We start from the raw sequence: 23537 nt of genomic DNA, 5'->3' as shown, positions 1-23537 counted from the left end.
CAGCTGGGGTTAGGCCGCCAGGCTGACGGTCGGGTTCATGATGGTCTCGTATTCGATGGGGGTCAATCGGCCCAGGCGGGCCTGGCGACGGCGTCGGTGGTAGGTCCGCTCGATCCAGGTGATGATCGCGATGCGGAGCTCTTCTCGGGTCCTCCAGCGCTTGCGATCCAGGACGTTCTTCTGGAGGAGTGCGAAGAAGGATTCCATGGCGGCGTTGTCGCCGGCGGCGCCGACTTTCCCCATCGATCCGATGAGGTGGTGACGGTTCAGGGCGTGCACGAACGAGCGTGCTCGGAATTGGGATCCTCGGTCCGAGTGCACGATGCAGCCGGCCACGTCACGACGCCGGATCACGGCGTTGTCCAGGGCGTTCACCGCGAGGCGCGCCTTCATCCGGTCGCTGATCGAGTAGCCGACGATCCGCCCGGAGAACACGTCCTTGATCGCGCAGAGGTAGAGCTTCCCCTCGTCGGTCCAATGCTCCGTAATGTCGGTCAGCCATAGTTCGTTGACATCATCGGCGGTGAAGTCGCGCTGCACGAGATCGTCATGGACCGGCGGTCCGGGTCGTTTCCCGTTCGTCCCCCGCTTCTTGCCGAAGGCTGACCACCACTGGTTATCTCGGCAGATCCGCCACGCGGTCCGCTCACACATGCGCTGGCCAGCCGCTTCCGCTTCGCCGGCGAGGAACCGGTAACCGAACTCGGGGTCGTCACGGTGGGCGTCGAACAGGGCGTTCGCCCGGTGGGCCTCGGTAAGCTCGGACTCGGTGACCTGCTGTTTCCGCCAGCGGTAGTAGGGCTGGCGGGAGAGCTTCAGGACCCGCAGGGACACCGCGACAGGGATCCCGTCAGCGGCGAGCTCGCTCACGAGCGGGTAAAGCCTTTTCCCGGCAGGTTCGCCTGCGAGAGATAGGCAGCCGCGCGACGCAGGACCTCGTTCTCCTGCTCCAGCAGCCGATTCCGGCGACGCAGATCCCGCAGCTCGGAGGACTCCTCCCGGGTCGTGCCGGGCCGGGCACCGTCCTCGACATCTGCTTGACGCATCCAGTTCGTCAAGCACGACTCCGAGATCCCGAAGTCCTTCGCGATCTGGGAGAGCTTCTGGCCAGGTTCACGGTTCCTCGCGACACGGACGACGTCGTCGCGGAACTCCCGGGGGTAAGGAGCGGGCATGATGCACATCCTTCCCTGCGACGCTGCTCAGCGCCACAGATCATGTGACACCTACCCGCGCATCAGTCCCATCGTCGGTGGTTTCGCCCTTGAGCGGGCGCCGGTATGCGGAGCGTGAGAGCCCGGCCAGGCGGCACGCCATCCGTTCGCTCACCTGCAGTGTCCTGAGCAGGTGCGAGACGGCGGCGCGACGTCTGCCCGGGCCTAGAAGTTTCCCTCAGCCAACTCCTTCAGCGCCGCCTTCTCCAGCTCCGCTTCGGCGAGTAGCCGCTTGAGGGTGGCGTTCTGCTTCTCCAGCTCCTTCAGGCGCTTCGCGTCGTCGGCCTTGAGCCCGCCGAACTGGTTCCGCCACCGGTAGTACGTCTGCTCGGACACGCCGAGCTCCCGACACACCGCGGCGACATCCTGCCCGTCGGCGAGCATCCTGTCAGCCTGCCCGAGCTTGCGGACGACCTGCTCCGGGGTGTGACGCTTCCTGCTGTTCGACATGATCTGACCAGTCTCCCTGCCCGCGACTCCGGGCGACAGGACGACTCTCAGAACCACCGGACCTACGAAACGGGGTCAGCCCAGCGTCACCGCTTAAGACTCACCCAGCCGGGAGCGAAACCTCTTGATCAACACGGCCTAGGCTCGCGATGTGATTCCCGACGACCTCGCCTCTCCGCGGGACCTGATCTCGCGTTCACTTCGCGACGACATCCTCAGCGGGCAGATGGAGCCCGGCCATCGCCTCATCGAGGCGAACATCGCCGAGCGATTCGGTGTCTCCCGCGTTCCAGTGCGCGAAGCACTGTCGCAACTCCAGAGCGAGGGCTTCGTTGAGCTGGTTCGCTACCGAGGCGCCACTGTCTCCGGCGCCTCCCGCGCAGACGCACTGGAACTGATGCAGGTTCGATGCGGGCTCGAAGTGCTAAGCGCCCAGCTTGCGGCGCAGCGTCATGGGGGCGACGTCGCCGACGCGCTCTCCGCGATCGTCGATCGCGCCCGGCAGGCCCGCAGCACGGATGCTATGAATGCCGTTCCACCGCTGGTCTTCGAATTTCACGAGCTCGTCGCGACAGCATCCGGGAACCGCCAACTGGCGGAGATGCTGGATCGCGCCCTGCGCCGGGTGTCGTGGGTGTTCGATCGCCACCTCGAGGCGCGTGCGGACGCCGAATGGGACGACCACGCCGCCATCGCGCACGCGATCCTTAACGGCTCCCCCGTGCAGGCCGGCTACCTCATGAGCGAACACATTGCGAAGGACGAACTCCTCATTCGAGAACTTCACGCAGGCTAGTTGTATACGATCGAGCGCGCCGAAGGTGGTTTCTCTCGGCTCTAACACGGTTGATACGTGCACGAAACGTCGCTGTCACGCAGGTCGTATACAAAATGACCGCGACGTCACGTCGCGTGCCTCCCGGACGGGGGGCCTCCCACATCCCACCTGGAGACGAGCCATGTCTACGAACGTGCCCACGACCGACGTCCCCCCGCCCCGAACCCGCCTGCCCTGGTGGAGAGCGATGCTGTTCGGTCTGCAGCACGTGATCGTGATGTACACCGGCTGCGTCGCGGTTCCCCTGGTCTTCGGAGCAGCGATGGGACTGGATCAGAGAACAATCGGCATCCTGGTCAACGCCGACCTGCTCGTCGCCGGGGTCATCACGATCATCCAGGCGCTCGGGATCAAGAAGATTCTCGGGGCGCGTCTGCCCGTCGTCGCGGGTGCGTCCTTCACCGCCGTCACTCCCATGATCCTGATTGGGGAGCAGTACGGGCTCTCCGCGGTGTACGGAGCCATGATCGCAGCGGGCGTCTTCGGGGTGCTCGTCGCTGTCCCGTTCTCACGGCTGCTGCGCTTCTTCCCGCCCGTTGTCCGAGGAGCGGCCGTCACCATGATTGGCCTCTCACTTATCGGCAAGGCCGTCTCGATGATCTTCGACGACGGCCCTGCCGACGGGCAGCAGCTCGCCCTGGCCGGCGGCATCATCCTGGTTATCCTCGCCCTGATGCGCTACGGACGCGGGTTCTTGTCGCAGGCCGCGGTGCTCATCGCGCTCGTCGCGGGCACCCTTGCCGCCATGGCGTTGCAGCTCACGGACTTCTCCGCCGTCGGGGACGCGGCGTGGTTCGGACTCCCCCAGCCGTTCCTGTTCGGCGCGCCCACCTTCCCGATCGCGGGAATCATCTCGATGTGCATCGTCATGCTGGTGATCTTCACCGAGACCACGGCCTATCTCCTCTCCATCGGGGAGACCATCGGGAAGCCCCCGACCCAGGGTCAGCTCTCCCGCGGACTCGCGGCCGACGGCGTGTCCGCCGTCCTCGCCGGGTTGTTTACCTCCTTTCCGGACACCGTCTTCGCTCAGAACGTCGGCCTCGTGCGGATGACCGGCATCACCTCCCGCAATGTCGTGGCCATCGCGGGAGGGATCCTGATCGCTCTCGGCCTGGTGCCGAAGATGGGTGAACTCGTGGCGAGTCTGCCCGGCGTTGCCATCGGGGCGGTGAGCCTGGTGATGTTCGCGACCGTCGCGGGCGTCGGCATCAGCACCCTCGCGAAGGTGGACTTCGGCGACCTCAGCAACTTCCTCATCACTTCGATCGCGCTCGGGATCGGCATGATCCCTGTCGTGGCGCCCCAGGTCTACGCGGATTTCCCTGCGGAGGTCCGAATCATCTTCGGCGGCGCGATCAGCAGCACCGTCATCGTTGCGTTCACCTTGAACCTGGTGTTCAATCATGTTCGCCGCCCCCAGAAGAAAGCGAAGACTCCCGCGTGAGCAGCACCGCACTTTATACCGTGCCCACCGCAGGCCCTGACGATGTCGCAGCACTGAAGGCCTTGGACGGGCACTCCGCGTCCGACATCCTCGCCGTGATTGGCAAGACCGAGGGGAACGGCTGCGTCAACGACTTCAGTCGCACTCTCTCCGCCGCCGTCTGGCATCCGCTGCTCGAAGACTCCGCCATCACGGTCTTCTCAGGCGGCGCCGAGGGCGTCATTAGCCCGCATGTGAATATTTTCGTCCGCGACGAGCGTCAGTACAGCGGGCACCCGCGCGGTCTGGTCACTGCGGTCGGGCGTACGCGCGTCATCGGCCCTGAGGAGATCGGGCGGCCGGCGCAGGTGGACGCGGTCCATGAGACCGTGGTAGCCCTGCTCACCGAGCTGGGCGTGGGACCGGACGACGTGCATCTGGTGTTGATTAAGTGTCCGTTGCTGTCCTCCGATGCGATTGCGGGGGTGCACCGTCGGGGCCTGCGACCGGTCACCACCGACACATATGAGTCCATGAGCCGTTCCCGGGCGGCGAGTGCACTGGGGATAGCCATGGCGCTGAAGGAATGCGACCGGGACCGCGCCCTCCTCGCACTGGAGGGACGCGACGACGTGTGGTCCGCTCGCGCGTCGGCGAGCTCAGGGGCAGAACTCGACGATTGTCACATCCTCGTCGTAGCCGAAAGCGACGCCGCCGCTAACCCGCTGCGGGCAGCGCACACGGCGATGCGTGACGCGCTCGACATTCAAGCCCTCACCGAGGTCTTCGATCGGATCGCCGCCGAGGGCGGCACCGTCCGGCAGATCTTCGCGAAGGCCGAAGCCGACCCGTCGGGCGCGATCCGGGGGTACCGGCACACGATGCTCACCGACTCCGACGTCAACGCCACGCGGCATGCCCGCGCGGCCGTGGGCGGCCTCATCGCGGCCCTCCATGGAAACGGTGCCGTGTACGTCTCCGGCGGCGCCGAACATCAAGGCCCCTCCGGAGGCGGCAGCGTGACCGTCATCTACGACGTCCCCGCTACAGCAAACGCCACAGGAGAAGCATCCCGATGATCTACTCGACCGTGAACGCGAACCCCTACGCGTGGCCCTACGACGGCAGCATCGACCCCGCCCACACTGCTCTAATCCTTATCGACTGGCAGATCGACTTTTGCGGCCCTGGCGGCTACGTCGACAGCATGGGTTACGACCTCAGCCTCACGCGCTCAGGGCTGGAGCCGACCGCGCGCGTGCTGGCTGCGGCAAGAGACACCGGCATGACCGTCATCCACACCAGGGAGGGCCACCGACCCGACCTCGCCGACCTCCCGCCTAACAAGCGCTGGCGATCCGCCAGCGCCGGGGCGGAGATCGGCAGCGTCGGACCATGCGGACGAATCCTGGTGCGAGGTGAGCCGGGATGGGAGATCGTTCCGGAAGTGGCGCCTCGCGAGGGTGAGCCGATCATTGACAAGCCGGGCAAAGGCGCGTTCTACGCCACGGACCTCGACCTGTTGCTGCGGACGCGGGGGATTACTCATCTGATCCTCACGGGTATCACCACCGACGTCTGCGTGCACACCACGATGCGTGAGGCGAACGACCGCGGATACGAATGCCTGATCCTTTCGGACTGCACGGGCGCCACCGATCGGAAACACCACGAGGCCGCGCTCAGCATGGTCACCATGCAGGGAGGGGTCTTCGGCGCCACCGCCCACTCGGACGACCTCCTCGCCGCTTTGGGCACGACAGTGCCCGCGGCGGCCGGGCCTCGAGCGCGCACCGAATGAAGTTTGTCCTGATCCACGGCGCCGCCACCGACTCGCGCGTCTGGGATGAGCCCGCTCGTGCGCTGCGAGCCGCGGGAAACGACGTGCTGGCCCCCGACCGACCGCAGTCCGGCGACCTGGACACCGAAGTGGCGTTCCTTGCTCCGATGTGCGTGGATGCGATGGTCGTCGGCGTCAGCGGAGGCGCCACGCTCGGGCTGGAGGTCGCCGCCCGCGGAATCCGGCTCCGCGGAGCGCTGCTTCACGAGCCGGCCGCCGGCTCGTTGGCGCCCGGGCTCCTGAGCCATGTGGCCGAAGGACTCGAACGAGACGGGGTGCGCGGCTTCGGCAAAGCGCTCTACGGCGACGGGTGGAACACGTCTTTCACGCGCGCGACCGAAGCGACCGTGCGTCGGGAGTTCGCGATGTTCGGCGCCTTCGAGCCCGCACCGCTGTCGGTTGCGCCCCAATCCATCTCGATCACGGTCGGGTCGGCGTCACCCCCCTCCAGGTTCGCATCGACGCAAGCGCTCGCGGCGTTCCTCGGGGCCCGGTGGAGCGTGCTCGACGGCACGGGTCACGCCGCCCACCTGGACAACGCGCTCACCCCCGCCGCGATCGAACGGCTGACCGGGTCGGCCTCGGAACCTCTCTCCCACCAACCATCCCAATGATCAGCTGAGGACTTCTCCCCATCATGAGCTTCACCCCGCCCACTCCAATCGACGCGGCCCTTCCGCTGACAGAGCGCATCCGTCGCGCATACGAGCGCATCGCGGATGTCGACAGACCCGAGGTGTGGATCACTCTCCGAACGCAGCAGGATGCCCTCGCCGACGCACTCGAGATCGACAGGCGGTACGAGGCGGGCGAGCAACTGCCCCTGCGAGGCGTGTTGGTGGCCGTCAAGGACAACATCGACGTCGCCGGCCTGCCCACCACCGCCGGCTGCCCGGAGTATGCGCGCGTGGCTGAGCGTTCCGCGGTGGCGGTACAACGGCTGACGGCGGCGGGCGCGATCATCCTGGGGAAGACCAACCTCGACCAGTTCGCCACGGGACTCGTCGGCACGCGGAGTCCGTATGGCGCCGTCCGCTGCGCGTGGGACTCGGAGCGGGTGTCCGGAGGGTCGAGTTCCGGTTCGGCGACCGCTGTGGCGCTCGGGATAGCGGACATCGCACTGGGTACGGACACCGCCGGTTCGGGTCGCGTTCCGGCCGCACTCAACGGGCTGGTGGGCATCAAGCCCACGCTCGGGCTGATTCCCGCGGCGGGCGTCGTGCCGGCGTGCGTCGACTATGACGCGGTCACCGTCTTCGGTCACGACCTCGAGCTGGCAGCGCGGGCCGTCGCGATCATGGCAGGCGGCTCGGAAGAGGACCCTCGAAGCCGAGTGGCCCCGTCGGACGTCCCACTTTCCGCCGGGCTGGCCCCTCGACTTGCGATTCCGCGAGATGAGGACCTCGCGCAACTCGCACCCGAATACGCCGAGGCCTTCGCCAGGACGGTAGCTGGCCTCGTCGATTCCGGCCTCTCGCTCGAAGCGGTGGACATATCCCCGCTGCTCAATGCCGCGACCCTGCTGTACGACGGGGCCATCGTCGCCCAGCGCTATGCCGCCGTCGGCGAGTTCCTCGAGACACGGCCGGCCGGGGCCGACCCCACCGTGGCCGGTATCGTGCTTGCCGCTCGGAAGCCGTCAGCGCACGCGTACGTCGATGACCTGGACGCCCTCGCCGAAGCGAAGTCGTACGCCCGTCGCCTCATGGCGTCCTTCGACGCACTCCTGCTCCCCACGACGACAGAGCACCCGACCATCGCCGCGGTGCAAGCCGAGCCGGTGGACATCAACCGCCGGATGGGCACCTTCACCAACTTCTGCAACCTGTTGGACATGGCAGCGGTGGCGGTTCCCGGCCAACCCACCGCCACGGGCCATCCGTTCGGCGTGATGGTCGTCACGGTGGCGTTCCATGACGAGGTCGCACTCGAGATCGCCGGGCGGATCTGCGGGGCGCCCAGCTCGTCGGGCATCATCAGCGGCCACGAACTGTTCGTTGTCGGGGCGCACCTGCGCGGCGAACCACTTTACGAGCAGCTCACCCGTCGCGGGGCGCGGTACGTCGGCGAGGTGACGACGTCAGATGCGTATCGTCTCGTCGTCCTGGACACCGTGCCGCTCAAGCCCGGGCTGGTCCGGCATGGAGACGGCGCGGGCGCACCGATCGCCGGGGAGCTCTACGAGCTCTCTGCCTCGCACCTGGCCACGCTTCTCGCTGAACTCCCCTACCCGATGGCGCTCGGCGCCGTGGAGCTGGCCGACGGTCGCACGGTGACGGGGTTCTCCTGCGCATTGGAAGCGGCGGTCGCCGGGACCGATATCACCGAGTACGGCGGGTGGAAGGCGTATCTGGCTCACGCGGCCGACGTGCAGTCGGGGCAATGAGGCAGGTCTGTCGCTCTTTCGCCGACGAACCTGGTCACTTCACGGCGGTCCTCACGCGTGCTCAGTCCGTCGCGGTCGAGGATGGGACTGATGCGCCATCAGGTGTCACATGATCTGTGGCGCTGAGGAGCGTTGCAGGGAAGGATGTGCACCATGCCCGCCCCTTACCCCCAGGAGTTCCGTGACGACGTCGTCCGCGTCGCGAGGAACCGCGAACCTGGCCAGAAGCTCTCCGTGATCGCGAAGGACTTCGGGATCTCCGAGTCCTGCCTGACGAACTGGATGCGCCAAGCGGACGTCGAGGACGGCAACCGGCCTGGGAAGACCCGTGAGGATTCCACCGAGCTGCGCGAGCTCCGACGCCGGAACCGGCTGCTGGAGCAGGAGAACGAGGTGCTCCGCCGTGCTGCTGCATACCTGTCCCAGGCGAATCTGCCGGGAAAATCCTCTACCCGCTCGTGAGCGAGCTCGCCGCCGACGGGATCCCCGTTGCGGTGTCCTTGCGGGTCCTGAAGCTCTCCCGCCAGCCCTACTACCGCTGGCGCAAACAGCAGGTCACCGAGGCCGAGCTGGTCGAGGCCTATCGAGCCAACGCGCTATTGGACGCTCACCGCGACGACCCGGAGTTCGGGTACCGATTCCTCGCCGGCGAAGCCGCTGAGGCTGGTGAGGTCATGTGCGAGCGGACCGCGTGGCGGATCTGCCACGACAACCAGTGGTGGTCCGTTTTCGGGAAGAAGCGCGCCAAGAACGGGAAACGTCCGGGACCGCCTGTCCACGATGACCTCGTCCAGAGGGACTTCACTGCCGATGACGTCAACGAGCTGTGGCTGACCGACATTACCGAGCACTGGACTGATGAGGGCAAGCTCTACCTCTGCGCGATCAAGGACGCCTTCTCCGGCCGGATCGTCGGCTACTCCATGAGTGACCGGATGAAGGCCCGCTTGGCGGTGAACGCCCTGGCCAACGCGGCAACCCGGCGCGGCGACGTTGCTGGCTGCATTGTTCACTCAGACCGCGGGTCGCAGTTTCGATCCCGGAAGTTCGTCCACGCCCTGAACCAGCATCACCTCATCGGATCCATGGGCCAAGTCGGTGCTGCCGGTGATAACGCGGCGATGGAATCCTTCTTCGCGCTACTCCAGAAGAACGTCCTGGACCGGCGCCGTTGGCGCACCCGTGAGGAACTCCGGATCGCGATCATTACCTGGATCGAACGGACCTACCACCGCCGCCGGCGTCAGGCCCGCCTGGGCCGATTGACCCCCATCGAATACGAGACCATCATGAACCCGACCGTCACCCTGGCGGCCTAAACCAAGCTGACACCTGATCGTGCATCAGTCCCCATCATGGGAAACGCAAGCCGCCCCACCGGAGCAATCGCCCGAGTCCTGAGCGCCAACGCTCTGCTGGAAGCCGGACGCAAGCACTACGTCGAGGAATACCCCAACGCCAACCCCGCCAACCTCGAACACGGCCCGACCCCACACATGCTGATCGCCGTTGATCGCGGAGTCGGCGCGGTCGTCAACCGCGAAGGCGTGGGAGACCGGTTCAACCACGAAACCGAAACCGTCGACGTCTATTTCAGCAACGGTTACAGCGTGTTCCCCCTCGCGCTCACCCTTGACGAAATCGGATACGCCGCCACCGATGAACTCATCGACCTGGCAGAGGGAATCCGCTCGTTCGGCGCACGCCTCGACTCCAACCACCACACCTGGTACAGGGCATACGACCACGAACACACCCCACAAGCCGCCTGATCGGCTCGTGCCCCGGCTCCCTTTCGGGGGTCGGGGTTTGTGCTCGCCGGCGGGGCTCACCCTATGCAGCAAGAAAGGCCGCTCCGTTGGGAGCGGCCTTCTTGTTTTCGTCAGGGGGCCGACACTCGTTTGCCGACCGGACGCCCATCGGGTTCGGTCCCGAACCGGCGGACGTAAACCTCGCGGAGTTCCTGGAGTTGGTCGCGCTCCCGCTCGCTGATCGGCTCGGCCCCCGCGAGCGGCCGAATACCCCTCTCTCGTCAGGTAGCCCCACGCCCGAATATGCCTCCGCCTGCTGAGCTCGGGCGGCGGCAACGACGTCGGTCAGCCCCTACTCCTAGCGCATCGCGATGCCGAGGCCGCGAAGTCGTCGCGCGACCCGGAAGAGCAGATCGTCCTGACCGCGGCCGGCAACTAGCTGCACCCCGATCTGACGACCGTCGGGGTGCGCGGCAACGGGGACGCTCATCGCCGGCTGCCCGGTTGCGTTGACCCAAGTCGCATACGCGCCGGGAAGCTCACCGGCCGACACGGCGTCGGCCGCGGGGGCGAGCTGCGGAGTCGTGGGAGTAATGAGTAGGTCCAGGTCACCCCACGCGCGGGCCGCATCCGAGCGTATGCGCCCCAGCTCTTCCCACGCCTCGAACTGCTGGGTCGCCGATACTCGAGCGCCCGCCTGCTCGATGGCCTGGACGTGTTCGGTCAGATCGCCTGAGCCCCCACCGGCGCGGCGCCGCGCGACAACGGCATGGACGCCCACGGAGGCGAGAGCCCACCAAGTACCGTGCACGCGGCGCGCGTCTGCGACCCGCCGCGAGCCCACGAGCTCGAAGCCGTTCTCAGCGTCGAGCGCAGCCACGACCTCGCCCACGCGCTGCGCCGCGACAGGATCGGTGGTCACACCCGGCTCCTCCGCGCACCATCCGAAACGGATGGTCGCCGGAGACGCTGCGGCAGGAACGAGCGACGACGACGGGTCGCGCCGGTCGTGTCCGCGAAGGATCCCGAACGCCAGCTGCAGAAACTCGAGGTCGCCCGCGATCGCGCCCACGACTTGGAAGTCGGCTGCCAGGGCGGGAAAGCCCGCGCCACGGGCGATCGCGCCCGTGCTCGGCTTGAGCCCGTACAGCCCGGTGAAGGCTGCCGGCACACGGGAGGACCCACCGCCGTCGGTCGAGATCGCGAGCGGCACGATTCCTGCGGCGACCGCGGCCGCCGAGCCGCCGCTCGACCCGCCCGGCGACAGACGCAGATCTCGTGGATTGCGCGTCAGTCCGCCGACACGATTGTCGGTGACGAAGCCCATCGCGAGTTCCGCGGTGTTCGTCTTGCCGAGCACCACAGCCCCCGCCTGGCGCACCCGTTCGACCGGGATGTCGTCTTCCGCAGGGATGTGCGAACGCCACAGCTCGCTCCCCCAAGTCGCCGGCCGGCCGGCGACGAACAAGTTGTCTTTCACGCCGACGGGGAGGCCGTCAGCATCACTGCGCGCGAGGCCTCTCTCGCGTCGCGCGTCAGCTGCCCGCGCCGCCTCTATCGCCCCCTCCGCATCAATGTCGCAGAAGGCGTTGACCGTCGAAGCGGAGGAGCGTGCCGCGTCGACAGCATCCATCGTCACCTGTTCGCAGGAGAGAATGCCCTCCCCCACGGCGCGTACCGTCTCGGCCCACTGGCGGATGATCCGGGCTTGCTGGGGCCCACGGGCTTCCGATGTAACAGACATGAAACACTCCAAGCGACTCGATGTAACGTCGTGATCTGTAATCTGTGATCACACTACCCCGGAGGCCCCCATGAGCCATGACGGTCCCATCGAACTGACCAACGCCAGCACCGCGGTCTACAACGGGCTGCGGACAATGATCTTTCGCGGCACGCTTAAGCCCGGCCAGGTCATCACCCTCCGCTCGGTGGGCGCGCAACTGGGTGTCAGCACGACGCCGATCCGTGAGGCGCTGCGCATGCTGCAGGCCGACGGCATGGTCAAGTACGACCGCAGGGCGATTACAGTGGCCGCGCTCAGCCCCGAAGAGGTCGCCGAACTGTTCGAGATCCGGCTGCGGCTCGAGCAACTCGCAGCGGAGCGCGCCATCAGCCGCGTGACCGACGACGACCTGGCCGACATCGAAGACATCCTCGAGAGGCTCGACGAGGCGTCGTACGACCAGGACCGCTGGCGGATGTTGAATCAAGACTTCCATCGTCGCTTCTACGACTGCGCCGACAGCGCGCATCTCTCCGAGTTCATCGGGAGGATCTGGGCGAGTCTCGAGCCCTACATGGCCATCTACGCCTCGGCCTTCGACGACTTCACCCACTCGAGCGTCGAGCACCACGCGATCTACGACGCCATCAAGGCACGCGACCTTGATTCACTGCTGAACCTCACCGAGGAACACCTCGACGGCACTCTCGCCCGCGTTCTCGCTCAACTCGACGACGCGGCGAGCAACCCGACCTGACCGATCCGATGAGCCCCACCCGACCCGGAAGAAGAACGAATGTCGACAACACTGACCGCTGAGAACGCTCGCACAGACGACGCCCACTCGGAATACGAAAACGAGCCCGTTCCTATCGAACGTCGTCGGTCGCTGCTCTCGGTGACGAGCATTTGGGCAGGCTTCCCGCTCGTGATCACCAGCTCGATCAGCGGCGCGACCATCGTGCACGGACTCGGCTTCGGAATGGGCGTGCTTGCAATCCTCACCGGCTGCCTTCTGCTGTTCGTCTACGTAGGCGCGCTCAGCGCGCTGGCTGCCCGCCGAGGCGAGAACTTTTCCCTCCAGGCCTCCGCTACGTTCGGACGCACCGGATACGTGGTCAGCTCCGCACTCCTGTCGACCCTCGTGCTCGGATGGTTCGCCGTGCAGTCGGCGCTCGTCGGCTCGTCGATCAGTGAATCGTTCGATGTCAATGTCCCGCTCATCTCCATCCTCGCCGGCCTCCTGTTCACCGGCCTCACCATGCTCGGAATCCGGGCATTGTCGATCATCGGCATGATCTCCGGCCCGCTCTTCCTGCTCTTCGGAGTCATCGCGGTCACAATCGCACTCAGCGAAGGCGGCGACATCTTCGGCTACGCGGGAGCCGGGCCGGAGTCGATCATCGGCTTCGGCGCCGCCGTCACCCTCGTATTCGCGCTCTTCGCCGACTCGGGCACCATGACCGCCGACTTCACGCGCTGGGCCAAGAGCCCGCGCGACGCCGTCATCGCCACGAGCACGGCGTTCCCGCTCGGGCACTTCGTCACCATGGTTTTCGGCGGTCTGGTCGCCGCGGCCACCGGCGCGCTCGGCGCGACGATCTTCTCGACCACGGTCAGCGTCGGCGGCATCTTCCCGGTCATCGCGATCGTCCTGCTCATCGTCAATCTCGCGTCCGTGTGCACCCACTGCCTCTACAACGCCGCCGTCGGCTGGTCATCGATCCTCAAGATGCGCATGCGGATGCTGACCCTCGTGCTCGGCCTCGTAGGCACGGTCGTCGCGGGGCTCGGTGTGTGGGCCTACTTCGTCGACTGGCTGAACCTGCTCGGCATCATCGTGCCGCCGATCGGCGCCATCATCATCGCCGACCAGCTCCTCCTGCGGCGACGCGCCGCCACGGTCAAGAAGGTGCGCTGGCAGCCGTTCGCCGCGTGGGCCATCGGCTCGGGATGCGCCCTGCTCGCCAACTTCCAGATGCCATGGATGTCCAACGTGGTCGTCGGCCTGGTCGTCGCAACCGCCGCCTACGTCGTGCTGGCCAAGGTGACTCGCGACACCGAGCTGACCCGCGCCTGATGTCCGCCGTGATCGAAAGGAACCACATGAACACGCTCGACACCAGGTTCGAGGAGTACACGATTGAGGAGTTCCACGCCGCTGTGCGGCGAGGCGCCGTCACGAGCGTCGAGCTCACCGAGTGGTATCTCGCGCGCATCGCCGCGGTCGACGGCTCCTTGCGCTCGATCATCACGGTAAATCCGGACGCGATCGCCGCCGCGCGAGCCGCGGACGAGTTCTTCGCCGCCACCGGGCAGCTGTCGGGCCCGCTGCACGGCGTTCCGGTCCTGGTCAAGGATCAGGCCGAGACGGCCGGGTTGCGCACGACGTTCGGCTCCACATCGTTCGCCGACTTCGTTCCCGACCGCGACAGCACCATCGTTCGTCGCGTCAAAGACGCGGGCGGCTTCGTACTGGCCAAGACCGCCATGAACGACCTTGCCTGCGGGTACAGCTCCCACTGCACGATGGTCGGCACGACACGCAACCCCTACGACCCCGCACGGGACACGGGCGGCTCGAGCTCGGGAACCGGGGCCGCGGTAGCGGCAAACCTGGGGCTGGTCGGCATCGGCGAGGACACCGGAGGGTCCATCCGCGTGCCGTCGTCATTCAACAACCTCTTCGGCCTCCGGGTAACCGCGGGACTCATCAGCCGGACGGGGCTGCAGGGACTCGTCCCCAACCAGGACACTCCCGGACCGATGACCCGCTCGGTCGGCGACCTCGCCGTCCTGCTCGACGTGCTCGAGGGCTTCGACGATGCCGACCCGCTCACCGTCACGGCCGCGCAAGTGCGCGACCGTCTGGCCTTCGCGACAGCAGCCGCGACGAGCGGCACGCTGAAGCGGCCTCGTATCGGCGTGCTCTCGAATGTGTTCCCCGCAGGTTCAGGCGAAGGGACAGAGATCTCGTCCATCGTGCGCTCCGCGATCGCGCGTCTACGCGAGGAGGGTTTCGACATCGTCGACGGAATCGAACTGCCCGACCTCGACGGGTGGAACGCCCGCACCTCGCTCTACGGCACCGTCTCGAGGTCGGTGCTACAGAGCTTCTTCGCCTCACACGGCGAGCGGTTCGCCGACTACGAGGCGTTCCTCGCAGCGGAGGCGCACAACCCCGCATTGAGCACTTTCGTCGACATCGCGGGCGGTGCGGACGATCCGCTTGAGGATCCCGCCTACCTGCGCGGGCTTGCCGAGCAGACCCGGTTCCGCCAGGAAGTACTCGCGATTATGGCGCGCCACGGGGTCGACGTGCTCTTGTATCCGACCACCCGCGTGCTTCCGCCGCGGTTCGACGAGATGGAGGCAGTCGTCGACGTCGCGGCCTTCCCGACCAACACGATCATCGGTTCGCAGGCCGTGCTGCCCGCAATGTCGGTTCCGGCGGGCTTCACCGCCGACGGAGTGCCAGTGGGGATGGAGCTGCTGGCAGGACATCTCGACGAACGGTCCCTGGTGGCGCTGGCCGCCGAATGGGAGCGAATCGCGAGCCCGCGCCGCCGTCCCGATCTCACCTGGGTCGAGTCCGCGGTGGCGGCCGGCTCGCTGACAGCGGCGACCCCAGCAGCCTGACATCGCGACGAGGACCGCCTGCATTCGGACGATTGCGGGTGGTCCTCGTATCGTTCTCGGCGATCGTTCGCCTACATGCTCGCGCGGCACTCGACGCCCCCGCCGGACCGGGGCTATCGGTCGAACCGCCCGCGTTCCCACCGTCAATCGGTCAAGCCCTGGGACGTGGTGTATCGGTGATCGTGTGATCCTTCGTGTCGTGGTCAGGCCGTGAGGGCCCGGAGGTCGGGTTCGATCACCTCCTCGGTGTCGGGTTCGCCGACGCGGCGTGCGGCCGCGAGGGCGTCGAGGCCGAGGTAGCGGCGTTGCTCGGCCCACTCGTCGTGCTGCTCGGCGAGGACGGCGCCGACGAGCCGGATGATCGCGTCGCGATTCGGGAAGATCCCGACGACGTCGGTGCGGCGACGGATCTCCCGGTTGAGACGCTCGTTCGGATTGTTGGCTCTTCGGACATCCGGTGGGGGTGAGGCTCGCCGGGTGAGGTCGGGTGGGTAGGGGTCGAGGTCCCCGAGGATCAGAAGCGCTAACTGTCTGATCGATACGAGGACCTCGACGTGTTTCAACATACTTCGGGGTGCGCTGAAGCGCGCCCTGCCACCGACCCGTGTTCCCGCTGCGACCTGCTGCTTGGCCTCGAGAACGTGCATGTTGAGCGTGTCGAACGCCACGACGAGGTGATGGTGGTGACGGTCTCGACGCCCCCGCAACCGGTCGGGTGCCCGACGTGCGGTGTCATCGCGACGGGCCGGGGTCGCCGTCGGAGAGTGCTGCATGACGTGCCCGGCGTCGCCCGGGTTCGGGTGCTGTGGCGGCAACGAGTCTGGCGGTGCGCCGACGCGGACTGCACGAAGAAGACGTTCGTAGAGCAAGTCCCCACCCTCGTCGCCGTCCGCGGGTCGATCACCCGGCGGGCGGTCGCGTGGGCGGTCGGGCAGTTGCGTCGCGAGCACGCGACGATCCAGGGTCTTGCCCGTCAGTTGGGCACGTCGTGGAAGACGGTCTGGCGGGCGGTCAAGCCCGAAGTGGAGCGCCTCGCCGATGATCCGGCACGCTTCGAGGGGGTCACCACGCTCGGTGTTGATGAGCACGTGTGGCATCACGTCGACCCGCGCCGGCGGGGGCCGAAGGAGTTGACCGGGATGGTCGACCTCACCCGCGACGAGCACGGCCGGGTGCGTGCCAGGCTGCTGGATCTGGTGCCCGGCAGGTCGGGGAAGGCGTACGCGAGCTGGCTCCAACAGCGCGGCGACGCATTCCGCCGCCGGGTGCGAATCGCGGCGTTGGATCCGTTCGCCGGTTACAAGAACGCTATCGATGATGAGCTCGAAGACGCCGTCGCCGTGCTGGACGCGTTCCATGTCGTCAAGCTCGGCACCGCCGCCGTTGATGAGGTCCGCCGCCGCGTGCAGCAGACCACCCTCGGGCATCGGGGACGCAAGGGCGACCCGCTCTACGGCATCCAGCGCCTGCTGCGAGCCGGGAGGGAGAACCTCACCGACAAGCAGCACGCCCGCTTGGAAGCAGCGTTCACCCGGGACGAGCACGTCGAGGTGGAAGTGGCGTGGCAGTGCGCCCAGCAGTTGCGGAACGCCTACCGGCAGGCGGACCTGACCACCGGGCGGGTAATCGCCGAGCAGGTCATCGACACGTTCCACACGTGCCCGATCCCCGAGATCGCACGGCTGGGCCGCACCCTACGCCGGTGGCGTGACGCGTTCCTGGCGTACTTCACCACTGGTCGCGCGAACAACGGCGGCACCGAGGCCGTCAACGGCATCATCGAACTCCACCGGCGCCTCGCCCGAGGATTCCGCAACCCCGACAACTACCGCCTCCGAATGCTCCTCGCCGCCGGTGGCCTCACCCCATGACCCCCCACCGGATGTCCGAAGAGCCCCAAAACGCGCTTGACCACCAGGTGGAGTCGGTACATCGCTTCCAGAGCTGCGTCATCGGCGACGAGCAGGTCGACGTCGGGCAACTGCTTGAGTTCGTGCAGCACCTCCTTACGCTCAGGTCCGGAAAGCAGGCGCCTGGTGGAGCGCGGCTCGATCGTCACGCTCATGAGGGAGATGGCGTGAAGGTCGGCGGGGGTGATGTCGTTCCACTCGTTCGGCGCAAGGTCTGCGAAGGAGGCGCCGACGTAGTTGCCCGCAACGTCGTAGTAGCTGGCGAGCCGCTCCCCGACGGGCCACGGTCCCTCGTCGGTCACCGCCTCGAGCGCGCGGCTCTTCGCGTGAGCGATGACCTCCTCGGTCACGGGCGGCCAGCCGTCAGGGATGCGTGTGCGTGTCTGGGGACTTTTCGTCATGGCTTGATCCTGGCAGCATCCGCCAACGCCTGAATCGCTTCAGGCGCTACCTGTGACTTCGCGTGCCGCATCGTGAGCCCGGTGTCGCCGATCGGCATGTCGAGGAGCAGGGGCTGGTCGATGTTTATAGGCCGTGCCCCGATTCTCTATTGGTCTCGCCCGAGCGCTGCTGTCGCGTGCGGTGGTCCAGTCCGTGTTCCTTGAGCTTGTCGGGCTGGTACCCCGCCCAGAGGTCGCCGTCCTTCGTCTGCACGACCGGCGCGGTGATCTTCTGCCCTTCCTTGCCCAGCTGTCGCTTGAACTGGGCGAGCAGTTCCGGGTGCTCCTTTAAGGGGATCTCGTCGTACTCCACACCGGCCTTGTCGAGGGCGCGCTTCGTGGCGAAGCATCCCGGGCAACCGTCCGTGGTGTAGACGGTCACCTCCGCCTCTACCTTCGCTGCGGTCTCCGCGACGGCGGCGACCTTCTCGCTCGCCTGTTGCAGCGTTTCCTGCGCGGCGGTGACGTTCTCCCGACCCTGGCTCGGCGCCATGCTCTGGAGGGCGTGGGTCAGCCTCTCGTTCGCGCTGCCGAGGTACGCCTGCGCCTGCTCGGTGTTCTCGCTGATGTCCGCGATCGCGCGACGCACGCTCTGCCGCGCGGCCGCCACGTCCGCGACCCCGGTCGGGAGGGACGGCTCCGCATCCAGCCGGCGGGTGAGACTCTCGCGGTGCAGCGGGTCGATTCCCGCAACTGATCGGACTCGCTCGGGATCGAACTCGGGCACGGGGCGGCTGATGTTCCCGAGCTGCCGGCGGACCTCCTCGGCGCTGATCGGAGCCTCCCCGTAGGGGATCGCCGCGCGGGCGACAGCGTCGTGGTAGACCGACTCGAGCTCGTCGCTCTCGGGAGGGTAGCCTCCCGCCGCGAAGTCCGCGAGGTTCTCATCGAGCGTCTCGATCCACTCGCGGACCTTGTCCGGTCGATCGCACTCCAGGTACGTCTTCACCATGGTGGTGGACTGCACCCAGTCCGCCGTGACCCGCTCCGGCGTGTAAGGATCACCGAGGGAATTGGTCGCCCACTCGGGCTCTGTGTGCGCAGCATCTAGGACCTCGAGGTCGTGCTCGAGCTGCGGAATCTGCGTCTCGTGCAGCTCCCTGATCGACTGATGCAACGCGTAGTCCGAGAAGATGAGGTTGGTCGCCCCGTTGGCCGCTGCCTCCATCACCTCGATGTCCACGCCGAGACGGGCCGCGGCGGCGACCGCCGTGATCGGAGTGTTGCCCACTCGATCCGACATGAAGAGGGTCACCGCCTCCTCCCCGCTGCGCGCGTCCCTCTTGTATGACAGGCGCACTGGACCCGTCGCCGCCGCGTTCTTCTCATCTGGCGTGAACGTGACCCAGCCCGGCGCGTGGTAGGACGCTTCGAGAGGGAGCGCGTCCAATGCGGGCTGGCTCTGCCATCCCTGCGCGAACTGAAGCCGGACAGAGCGCTCCACGTGCGACGCCTGGTTCACCGCGTCGTCGAGCGCGGCCTCGATCCGTTCGCGCTCCCCGCCAGTGCTGCTGGTCGACTCGGTCATGATGGTTCCCCTTCTCTCAGTGCCGCTTTCTCTGCGGCCTTCTTCCGGATACATGCGACCCCTGCGCCCCTCAACTCCCGTCAGGGGTGGCGCGAAGCGCCATCGCGTAGCGACGCGAAGCGCCCTTGACGGGAGTTGAGGGGCGCAGACACTTGAGCATCAGGAAGACGGCGAACCCCTCACGGAGCCGCCGTACCCCCCTCGACGTCCTCCCGCTCCGCAGAGCCCTTCTCCGCGCTGCTCTTCGATCGCGCGGGCGAGCGCCGGCGTGGCGCTCGCCCAGGCTCCTCGAACGCCAGCTGCCCGGTGAGCTCCTTGCGATCCCAGCCAGCCTTCTCGGCGTCCTTGAATGCTGCGGCGTAGGAGCGCTGTGCCTCCTCGAAGCGCGCGCGAGCCTCCTGTAGATCGCTCGCACGATCCGCGAGCTCGCGCGCGCTGCTGAGGCGCTGATCCATCAGCGAGAGCACCTTCTGATCGATCGGGTGCTCACCCTGCCCTGTCGTGTGAGTTGCATCGCTCATGCCTCCACGGTAACCGCGCGCGGTTCGCCACTCAACCCCCCGACGGGCATTGAAAGCCGGAGCAAGATGGAGACTTAGCTACGCTAAGTCGATCTTGCCCGTTGCGCTTCGCGCCGCCGGTGGCCCACACTGGTGGGTGTCCACACGTGGTGTGGTCGTTGCACTAGGCAAGGAGGTGCCGCTGTGGCGGGTGATGCGTTTGCGATTGCGCGCCGTGGCCGGCGGCGCGCGAATGCCGACGAAGCGAGGGACATCGCGATCCAGCTGAAGGTGACGAAGAGCGAGAACGAGCTCCTCGAGTCGCTCTCTCGCGCGCAGGGTGTGTCGCGTCAGGCGGTGCTGATGCGTGCTGTTCTGACGGGTGGTACGGATGCTGCGGCGCGCTATGAGCGGCTACGTGAGGAGTTGGCGTCAACCCGTTTGCTGCTGGCTAACGTTGCGAACAACATCAACCAGTTGGCACATCAGGCGAATGCGTTCGCGCTGGGTGGCGGCACGCCGGTTCATAAGGAGGATGTCCTCGCGGCAGTGCGCGACGTGCGTGCAGTGATCGCGCGAGTCCAAGAGGTTGCCGAGGGGGGACAGCGATGATTGCCGCCGCGCTCCGCCTCATGTACTTCACCGCTGCGGCCGTTGCGGTGACGACCTGGCAAATATGCCTCGGAGTCCTTCGTTTGGTCCTGGAGACAGTCTCGACGCTCCGACAGGGGGTCGTGATCATCTATCGAGGCGCAGCCGACACCGCGCCAGTACACATGACGATCGCTGGCCGCGGTGCAGTGGAGATGATCGCTCCCGGTGTCGGTCTCCTGGCCCGATCATTCGGGCGTGCGTTTGCGAAGCTCGTCTCGATGATTGGCGCGGGCACCGTGGGCCTGTTGCTAGCTGACTCGTACCAAGCTCGAGGGTGTGGAGCGCTCGAACAGTGCGGGACGGGGCTTAGTTGGGTCGGCGTCGGCGTCTTCGCTCTCGCCGCGCTCATCGGCCTGGTGTTCTCGTACGCCGAGGTGCTGCTGGGCGACATGTCGCTTCGTCTTGGTCAACCTCCAACTCCCAACGAGCACGCAGTCTCGGGTGATGCGGCCGCCGCGCCGACCGCATGTTCGGCATGCAGCGGGGTGCTCGATGAGCGTCTCGGAGCCCTGTCATCTCAGCTCGCCTCGATTCAGGCGGAGCTGCACCGGCCGTGGTGGGAGAAGGTGGTTCGCCGTGCTCGCTAAGCAGCTCGCGATTGGCTCGACGCCGGCCAGCCTTGTCACGTACCTGTACGGACCCGGGCGCGCGAACGAGCACGAGAACCAGCGCCTAGTCGCTGGCTCGGAGCGGCTCACGGTGGCGTTCGGTCCGCTCGATGTGGCTCACGACCGCGAGGTCCAGGGGGCCCTTGCGCGCGAGTTCGACGGGGCGTGGCGCCAGGTGCGACGGGAGCGCGGGCTGCCGCTCGACGTGTCCGAGGGTGAGAAGGTTCGTGGCGCCGCGCGAGGCGATCGCGTCTACCACGCGACGCTCTCGCTGGGGACCCACGAAGGGTCGTTCACCGACGCAGAGTGGGCGAAGGCGGCGCGCATGTTCGTCGTGGAGATGGGATTCATCGACGACAAGAACGGGCTCGCCGACTGCGCCTGGCTGGCTGTGCACCACGGTTCGTCGAAGGACGGCAACGACCACGTGCACATTGCCGTGAACCTGGTGCGGGAGGACGGGCGTCGCGCCGACATCCACCAGTCCAAGCGCCGCACCGCGCAAGCCGGCGCCCGCGTCGCCGGGGCCATGGGCAAGGACTCCGTCTTCGAGGCCGAGATGACGTCCGGCATCGGCAACGTCTCGCGCGCGGAGTACGAGCGAGCAATGCGCGAGAAGCGAGACGCCGACCGTGTGCTGGTGCGGCGACGACTCGCGGGCGCGGCGTGGCAGGCGGGCAGTGAGGCGGAGTTCGTGCGCACTGCTCGCGCGTCCGGTCTGCTGGTCCGCCCGCGCTACGAGCAGGGTGGGCTGGTGAAGATCACGGGCTACAGCGTCGCACTGGCCGACACCGAGAAGGCGATCTGGTTCGCGCCCTCGAAGCTCGACAAGAGCCTGGGGCTGCGTGCTCTTCGCGAGGCCAACGGCTGGGACTTCGACACGCAGATGGCAGCTGTCCCGGTGTGGCGCGAGAGCGCCCGGAGCAAGCACGGCGCGGATCATCTGCGACTGCCCGTGGAGGACGAGATCAAGCGGGTCCGGGTCACGCTCACGCAGGAGCACACGGAAATCCATTGGCGACCGGCTGCGGCCGAGGCGTCCAAGATCCTGGGGGCCTGGTCGGTGCAGGCGGAGGGCCGGCGCGGTGGGCCGCTCGCCAAGGCATCGGATGCTCTGTCGAAGGCGGCGCAGCCGCGTCGACGCTCAGGGGTCGAGGCCGGCGTCGAAGCGGCAGTGACCATCGGCGCGGTCGTCGCCGCCGCATCCAAGAACGACACTGCCGCGCAGATCGCGGTGATCATGCAGCTGATGAAGCTCGCCGAGGCCACCGCTCGCGCCGCGGCCGCGCAGAAGGAAGCGCGCCGAGCCCGCGAGATGTATGAGCAGGCCGTGGTGCCGCTGAACCTCCAGACCGGAATGCTCCGCTACGGACGCTCGCAGGAGCAGCTCCGAGAGCTCGAGCGCAGCGACCCCGAGGCTGCGGAGGTTCTACGGATCACGGGCGGGCCGGGGACGCGCAGGCCCACTGGCGTGGACACTTCCATCCTGGATCCGGAGACAGTCGCGGCGCTCGCCCCACAGGAGCCTGGCCGACCGAGGACCACCACGAACACGCCGCGCCCGGCCCGGGCACGGCACAACCCCGTCGAGCGCGGCGAGGGCCACGAGAGGTAGGAGGGCAGTCATGGCACCTGATGTTGAGGATGATCTGTTCGGGGACAGTGCGCGGGTTGCACGGGCCACCAGCACAGTCGTGATGCGTCTGCTGGAGCAGATGCAGCGAAGTCGCGAGGAGCGCTCTCGCCGTGAAGCTGACGGGCACCGGGAGGCGGCGCAGGCGCTCGCAGAGCGCCAGCGGGCACAGCACGAGTCGATGCGCGCGATCGTCTCCCCGGCCCGCGATGGACAGTGGCTCGATCGCGCGAGCGATCGCGACGTGGCCATCGCCTACGCGTACGCCGAGGCGTACGCGGATCACGACGACCTCGCCCGTCACACCCGCGACTCCCTGGCCCAGCGTCTGGAGTCCCGCCACGGTGACGTCTCGGCGTTCGTCGACTCGCAGCTGTCTGCCGAGGACATCGAGCGTGTGCCGGTCCCGCCGGGAGCGGAGCTGTCGCCCACACAGGCGCGGCTCGTGGCCGCGCGGGAGGAGACGGCGCAGAAGTGGGCCAACGTGGTCGAGGTCTCTGGGGAGAAGGAAGCCAGCCGGTGGCTCGCGTCGAACCTCGACGAGGCTGAGAAGGCGCGCCTGGAAGGGCGCCGGCTCGAGGATTCGGCGACGCGGGAGCGGGGCGAGGCTTCCGACGAGCGTGCCGAGGCCGCCGAGGTCGAGGGGCCGGAGAAGGACGAGCATCTCGCCGACGCTGAGGATCACGAAGCACAGGCTGCGAGCGACGAGCACGAAGCAGATCTCGAGCGCAGCGGTCACGGGGAGATTCACCAGCACGACCCCGCCAAGGCGCAGGAGTCTCGCCTCTCCAGCGCGGAGCAGAAGGAAGCGGCGGAAGCGGCGCGGACGGCGCAGGGGGGCCGGGAGGAGCCCGTGCGCACCCAGATTGCCAACCAGCGTAAGCAGAGGGAGGGCCGTCACCGGGAGCCCCGGCAGAGTCGCCGTCTGCGAGGGAATCAGGATCAGCGCGAGCGCGGCAACGAGCGGGGACGCTGAGCCCGACGCAGAGTGCCC

General features: G+C 67.3%; 21 protein-coding genes and 2 pseudogenes. 16 read left to right on the top strand and 7 right to left on the bottom strand.

Annotation, left to right across the window (positions count from 1 at the left end; all coding sequences use genetic code 11):
- Positions 1–9: 9 nt before the first annotated feature.
- Positions 10–1175, bottom strand: a protein-coding gene (locus ACYVAP_RS16070; protein WP_498861513.1) for an IS3 family transposase whose coding sequence is annotated in 2 segments (ribosomal slippage) — positions 10–888 and positions 891–1175 — 1164 coding nt in all. Because the reading frame shifts where the segments join, the coding sequence is not laid out codon by codon here.
- Positions 1176–1245: 70 nt separating this feature from the next.
- Positions 1246–1664, bottom strand: a pseudogene (locus tag ACYVAP_RS16065) (transposase); the annotation flags it as partial.
- 151 nt (positions 1665–1815) lie between these two features.
- Here ACYVAP_RS16065 and ACYVAP_RS16060 point away from each other — a divergent pair.
- From ACYVAP_RS16060 to ACYVAP_RS16025, 8 genes are all read left to right on the top strand, one after another.
- On the top strand, positions 1816–2460 hold the full coding sequence (locus tag ACYVAP_RS16060; RefSeq protein ID WP_498861500.1) for a GntR family transcriptional regulator: 645 nt from the start codon (positions 1816–1818) through the stop codon (positions 2458–2460).
- Positions 2461–2623: 163 nt separating this feature from the next.
- Complete coding sequence (locus ACYVAP_RS16055) at positions 2624–3949, top strand: uracil-xanthine permease family protein (protein WP_498861499.1); 1326 nt, start codon at positions 2624–2626, stop codon at positions 3947–3949.
- Positions 3946–5007 (top strand): cyanuric acid amidohydrolase, encoded by a 1062-nt coding sequence (atzD, locus tag ACYVAP_RS16050; RefSeq protein ID WP_032495309.1) that lies wholly within the window; start codon positions 3946–3948, stop codon positions 5005–5007. The genes ACYVAP_RS16055 and atzD overlap by 4 nt, the downstream gene beginning before the upstream one ends.
- Entirely contained in the window at positions 5004–5729 is a 726-nt protein-coding gene (gene biuH / locus ACYVAP_RS16045; protein WP_032495308.1) for a biuret amidohydrolase, read from the top strand. Before atzD ends, biuH begins: the two co-directional genes overlap by 4 nt.
- Positions 5726–6382, top strand: a complete 657-nt coding sequence (locus ACYVAP_RS16040) for an alpha/beta fold hydrolase (protein ID WP_032495307.1) — start codon at positions 5726–5728, stop codon at positions 6380–6382. Before biuH ends, ACYVAP_RS16040 begins: the two co-directional genes overlap by 4 nt.
- Positions 6383–6405: 23 nt before the next feature.
- A complete protein-coding gene (gene atzF / locus ACYVAP_RS16035) occupies positions 6406–8154 on the top strand; it encodes an allophanate hydrolase (RefSeq protein ID WP_032495306.1) in 1749 nt (582 codons plus the stop codon).
- Positions 8155–8307: 153 nt separating this feature from the next.
- Positions 8308–9473 (top strand): IS3 family transposase gene (locus tag ACYVAP_RS16030; protein WP_498861498.1). Its coding sequence is split into 2 segments (ribosomal slippage): positions 8308–8592 and positions 8595–9473, totalling 1164 coding nucleotides; the frame shifts between segments, so codons are not numbered across the junction.
- A 36-nt stretch (positions 9474–9509) separates the two neighbouring features.
- Positions 9510–9926, top strand: a complete 417-nt coding sequence (locus ACYVAP_RS16025; RefSeq protein WP_498861497.1) for a hypothetical protein — start codon at positions 9510–9512, stop codon at positions 9924–9926.
- Between the two features lie 337 nt (positions 9927–10263).
- Here the strand turns inward: ACYVAP_RS16025 and ACYVAP_RS16020 are convergent, their stop codons facing one another.
- On the bottom strand, positions 10264–11649 hold the full coding sequence (locus ACYVAP_RS16020) for an amidase (RefSeq protein WP_498861496.1): 1386 nt from the start codon (positions 11647–11649) through the stop codon (positions 10264–10266).
- A gap of 70 nt (positions 11650–11719) precedes the next feature.
- On the opposite strand from ACYVAP_RS16020, the gene ACYVAP_RS16015 reads away from it, so the two are divergent.
- Genes ACYVAP_RS16015 through ACYVAP_RS16005 form a run of 3 tightly spaced genes read left to right on the top strand, consistent with a single transcriptional unit; the run spans position 11720 to position 15270 of the window.
- Positions 11720–12388 carry a GntR family transcriptional regulator gene (locus tag ACYVAP_RS16015; RefSeq protein WP_498861495.1) on the top strand — a complete coding sequence of 223 codons (669 nt, stop codon included), beginning with the start codon at positions 11720–11722 and terminating at the stop codon, positions 12386–12388.
- Positions 12389–12427: 39 nt separating this feature from the next.
- A complete protein-coding gene (locus ACYVAP_RS16010) occupies positions 12428–13711 on the top strand; it encodes a purine-cytosine permease family protein (RefSeq protein ID WP_498861494.1) in 1284 nt (427 codons plus the stop codon).
- 26 nt (positions 13712–13737) lie between these two features.
- Entirely contained in the window at positions 13738–15270 is a 1533-nt protein-coding gene (locus ACYVAP_RS16005; RefSeq protein ID WP_498861493.1) for an amidase, read from the top strand.
- A gap of 203 nt (positions 15271–15473) precedes the next feature.
- Here the strand turns inward: ACYVAP_RS16005 and ACYVAP_RS16000 are convergent.
- A pseudogene (locus ACYVAP_RS16000) lies at positions 15474–15713 on the bottom strand (transposase); the annotation flags it as partial.
- A gap of 111 nt (positions 15714–15824) precedes the next feature.
- Between ACYVAP_RS16000 and ACYVAP_RS15995 the strand changes: the two are divergent.
- Positions 15825–17141: an ISL3 family transposase gene (locus ACYVAP_RS15995; protein WP_498861492.1), complete on the top strand. Its 1317-nt coding sequence runs from the start codon at positions 15825–15827 to the stop codon at positions 17139–17141.
- Here the strand turns inward: ACYVAP_RS15995 and ACYVAP_RS15990 are convergent.
- From ACYVAP_RS15990 to ACYVAP_RS15980, 3 genes are all read right to left on the bottom strand, one after another.
- Positions 17096–17530 (bottom strand): DUF6308 family protein, encoded by a 435-nt coding sequence (locus ACYVAP_RS15990; RefSeq protein WP_498861491.1) that lies wholly within the window; start codon positions 17528–17530, stop codon positions 17096–17098. The genes ACYVAP_RS15995 and ACYVAP_RS15990 overlap by 46 nt on opposite strands.
- 175 nt (positions 17531–17705) lie before the next feature.
- The gene (locus tag ACYVAP_RS15985) at positions 17706–19148 is read right to left on the bottom strand and encodes a glutaredoxin domain-containing protein (protein ID WP_498861490.1); all 1443 of its coding nucleotides are present in this window, start codon (positions 19146–19148) and stop codon (positions 17706–17708) included.
- Between the two features lie 179 nt (positions 19149–19327).
- Positions 19328–19669, bottom strand: a complete 342-nt coding sequence (locus tag ACYVAP_RS15980) for a hypothetical protein (RefSeq protein WP_498861489.1) — start codon at positions 19667–19669, stop codon at positions 19328–19330.
- Between the two features lie 183 nt (positions 19670–19852).
- On the opposite strand from ACYVAP_RS15980, the gene mobC reads away from it, so the two are divergent.
- The 4 genes from mobC to ACYVAP_RS15960 are packed head-to-tail and all read left to right on the top strand — an operon-like array spanning position 19853 to position 23519.
- Complete coding sequence (mobC, locus tag ACYVAP_RS15975) at positions 19853–20260, top strand: plasmid mobilization relaxosome protein MobC (protein ID WP_498861488.1); 408 nt, start codon at positions 19853–19855, stop codon at positions 20258–20260.
- Positions 20257–20889 carry a hypothetical protein gene (locus ACYVAP_RS15970; RefSeq protein ID WP_498861487.1) on the top strand — a complete coding sequence of 211 codons (633 nt, stop codon included), beginning with the start codon at positions 20257–20259 and terminating at the stop codon, positions 20887–20889. The genes mobC and ACYVAP_RS15970 overlap by 4 nt, the downstream gene beginning before the upstream one ends.
- A complete protein-coding gene (locus ACYVAP_RS15965) occupies positions 20879–22525 on the top strand; it encodes a relaxase family protein (protein WP_498861486.1) in 1647 nt (548 codons plus the stop codon). The genes ACYVAP_RS15970 and ACYVAP_RS15965 overlap by 11 nt, the downstream gene beginning before the upstream one ends.
- Before the next feature lie 10 nt (positions 22526–22535).
- Positions 22536–23519: a hypothetical protein gene (locus ACYVAP_RS15960; protein ID WP_498861485.1), complete on the top strand. Its 984-nt coding sequence runs from the start codon at positions 22536–22538 to the stop codon at positions 23517–23519.
- Positions 23520–23537: the final 18 nt, after the last annotated feature.

The sequence above is a fragment of the Brachybacterium horti genome (genome assembly GCF_054777615.1).
This window is presented reverse-complemented; position numbering and strand designations above follow the sequence as displayed.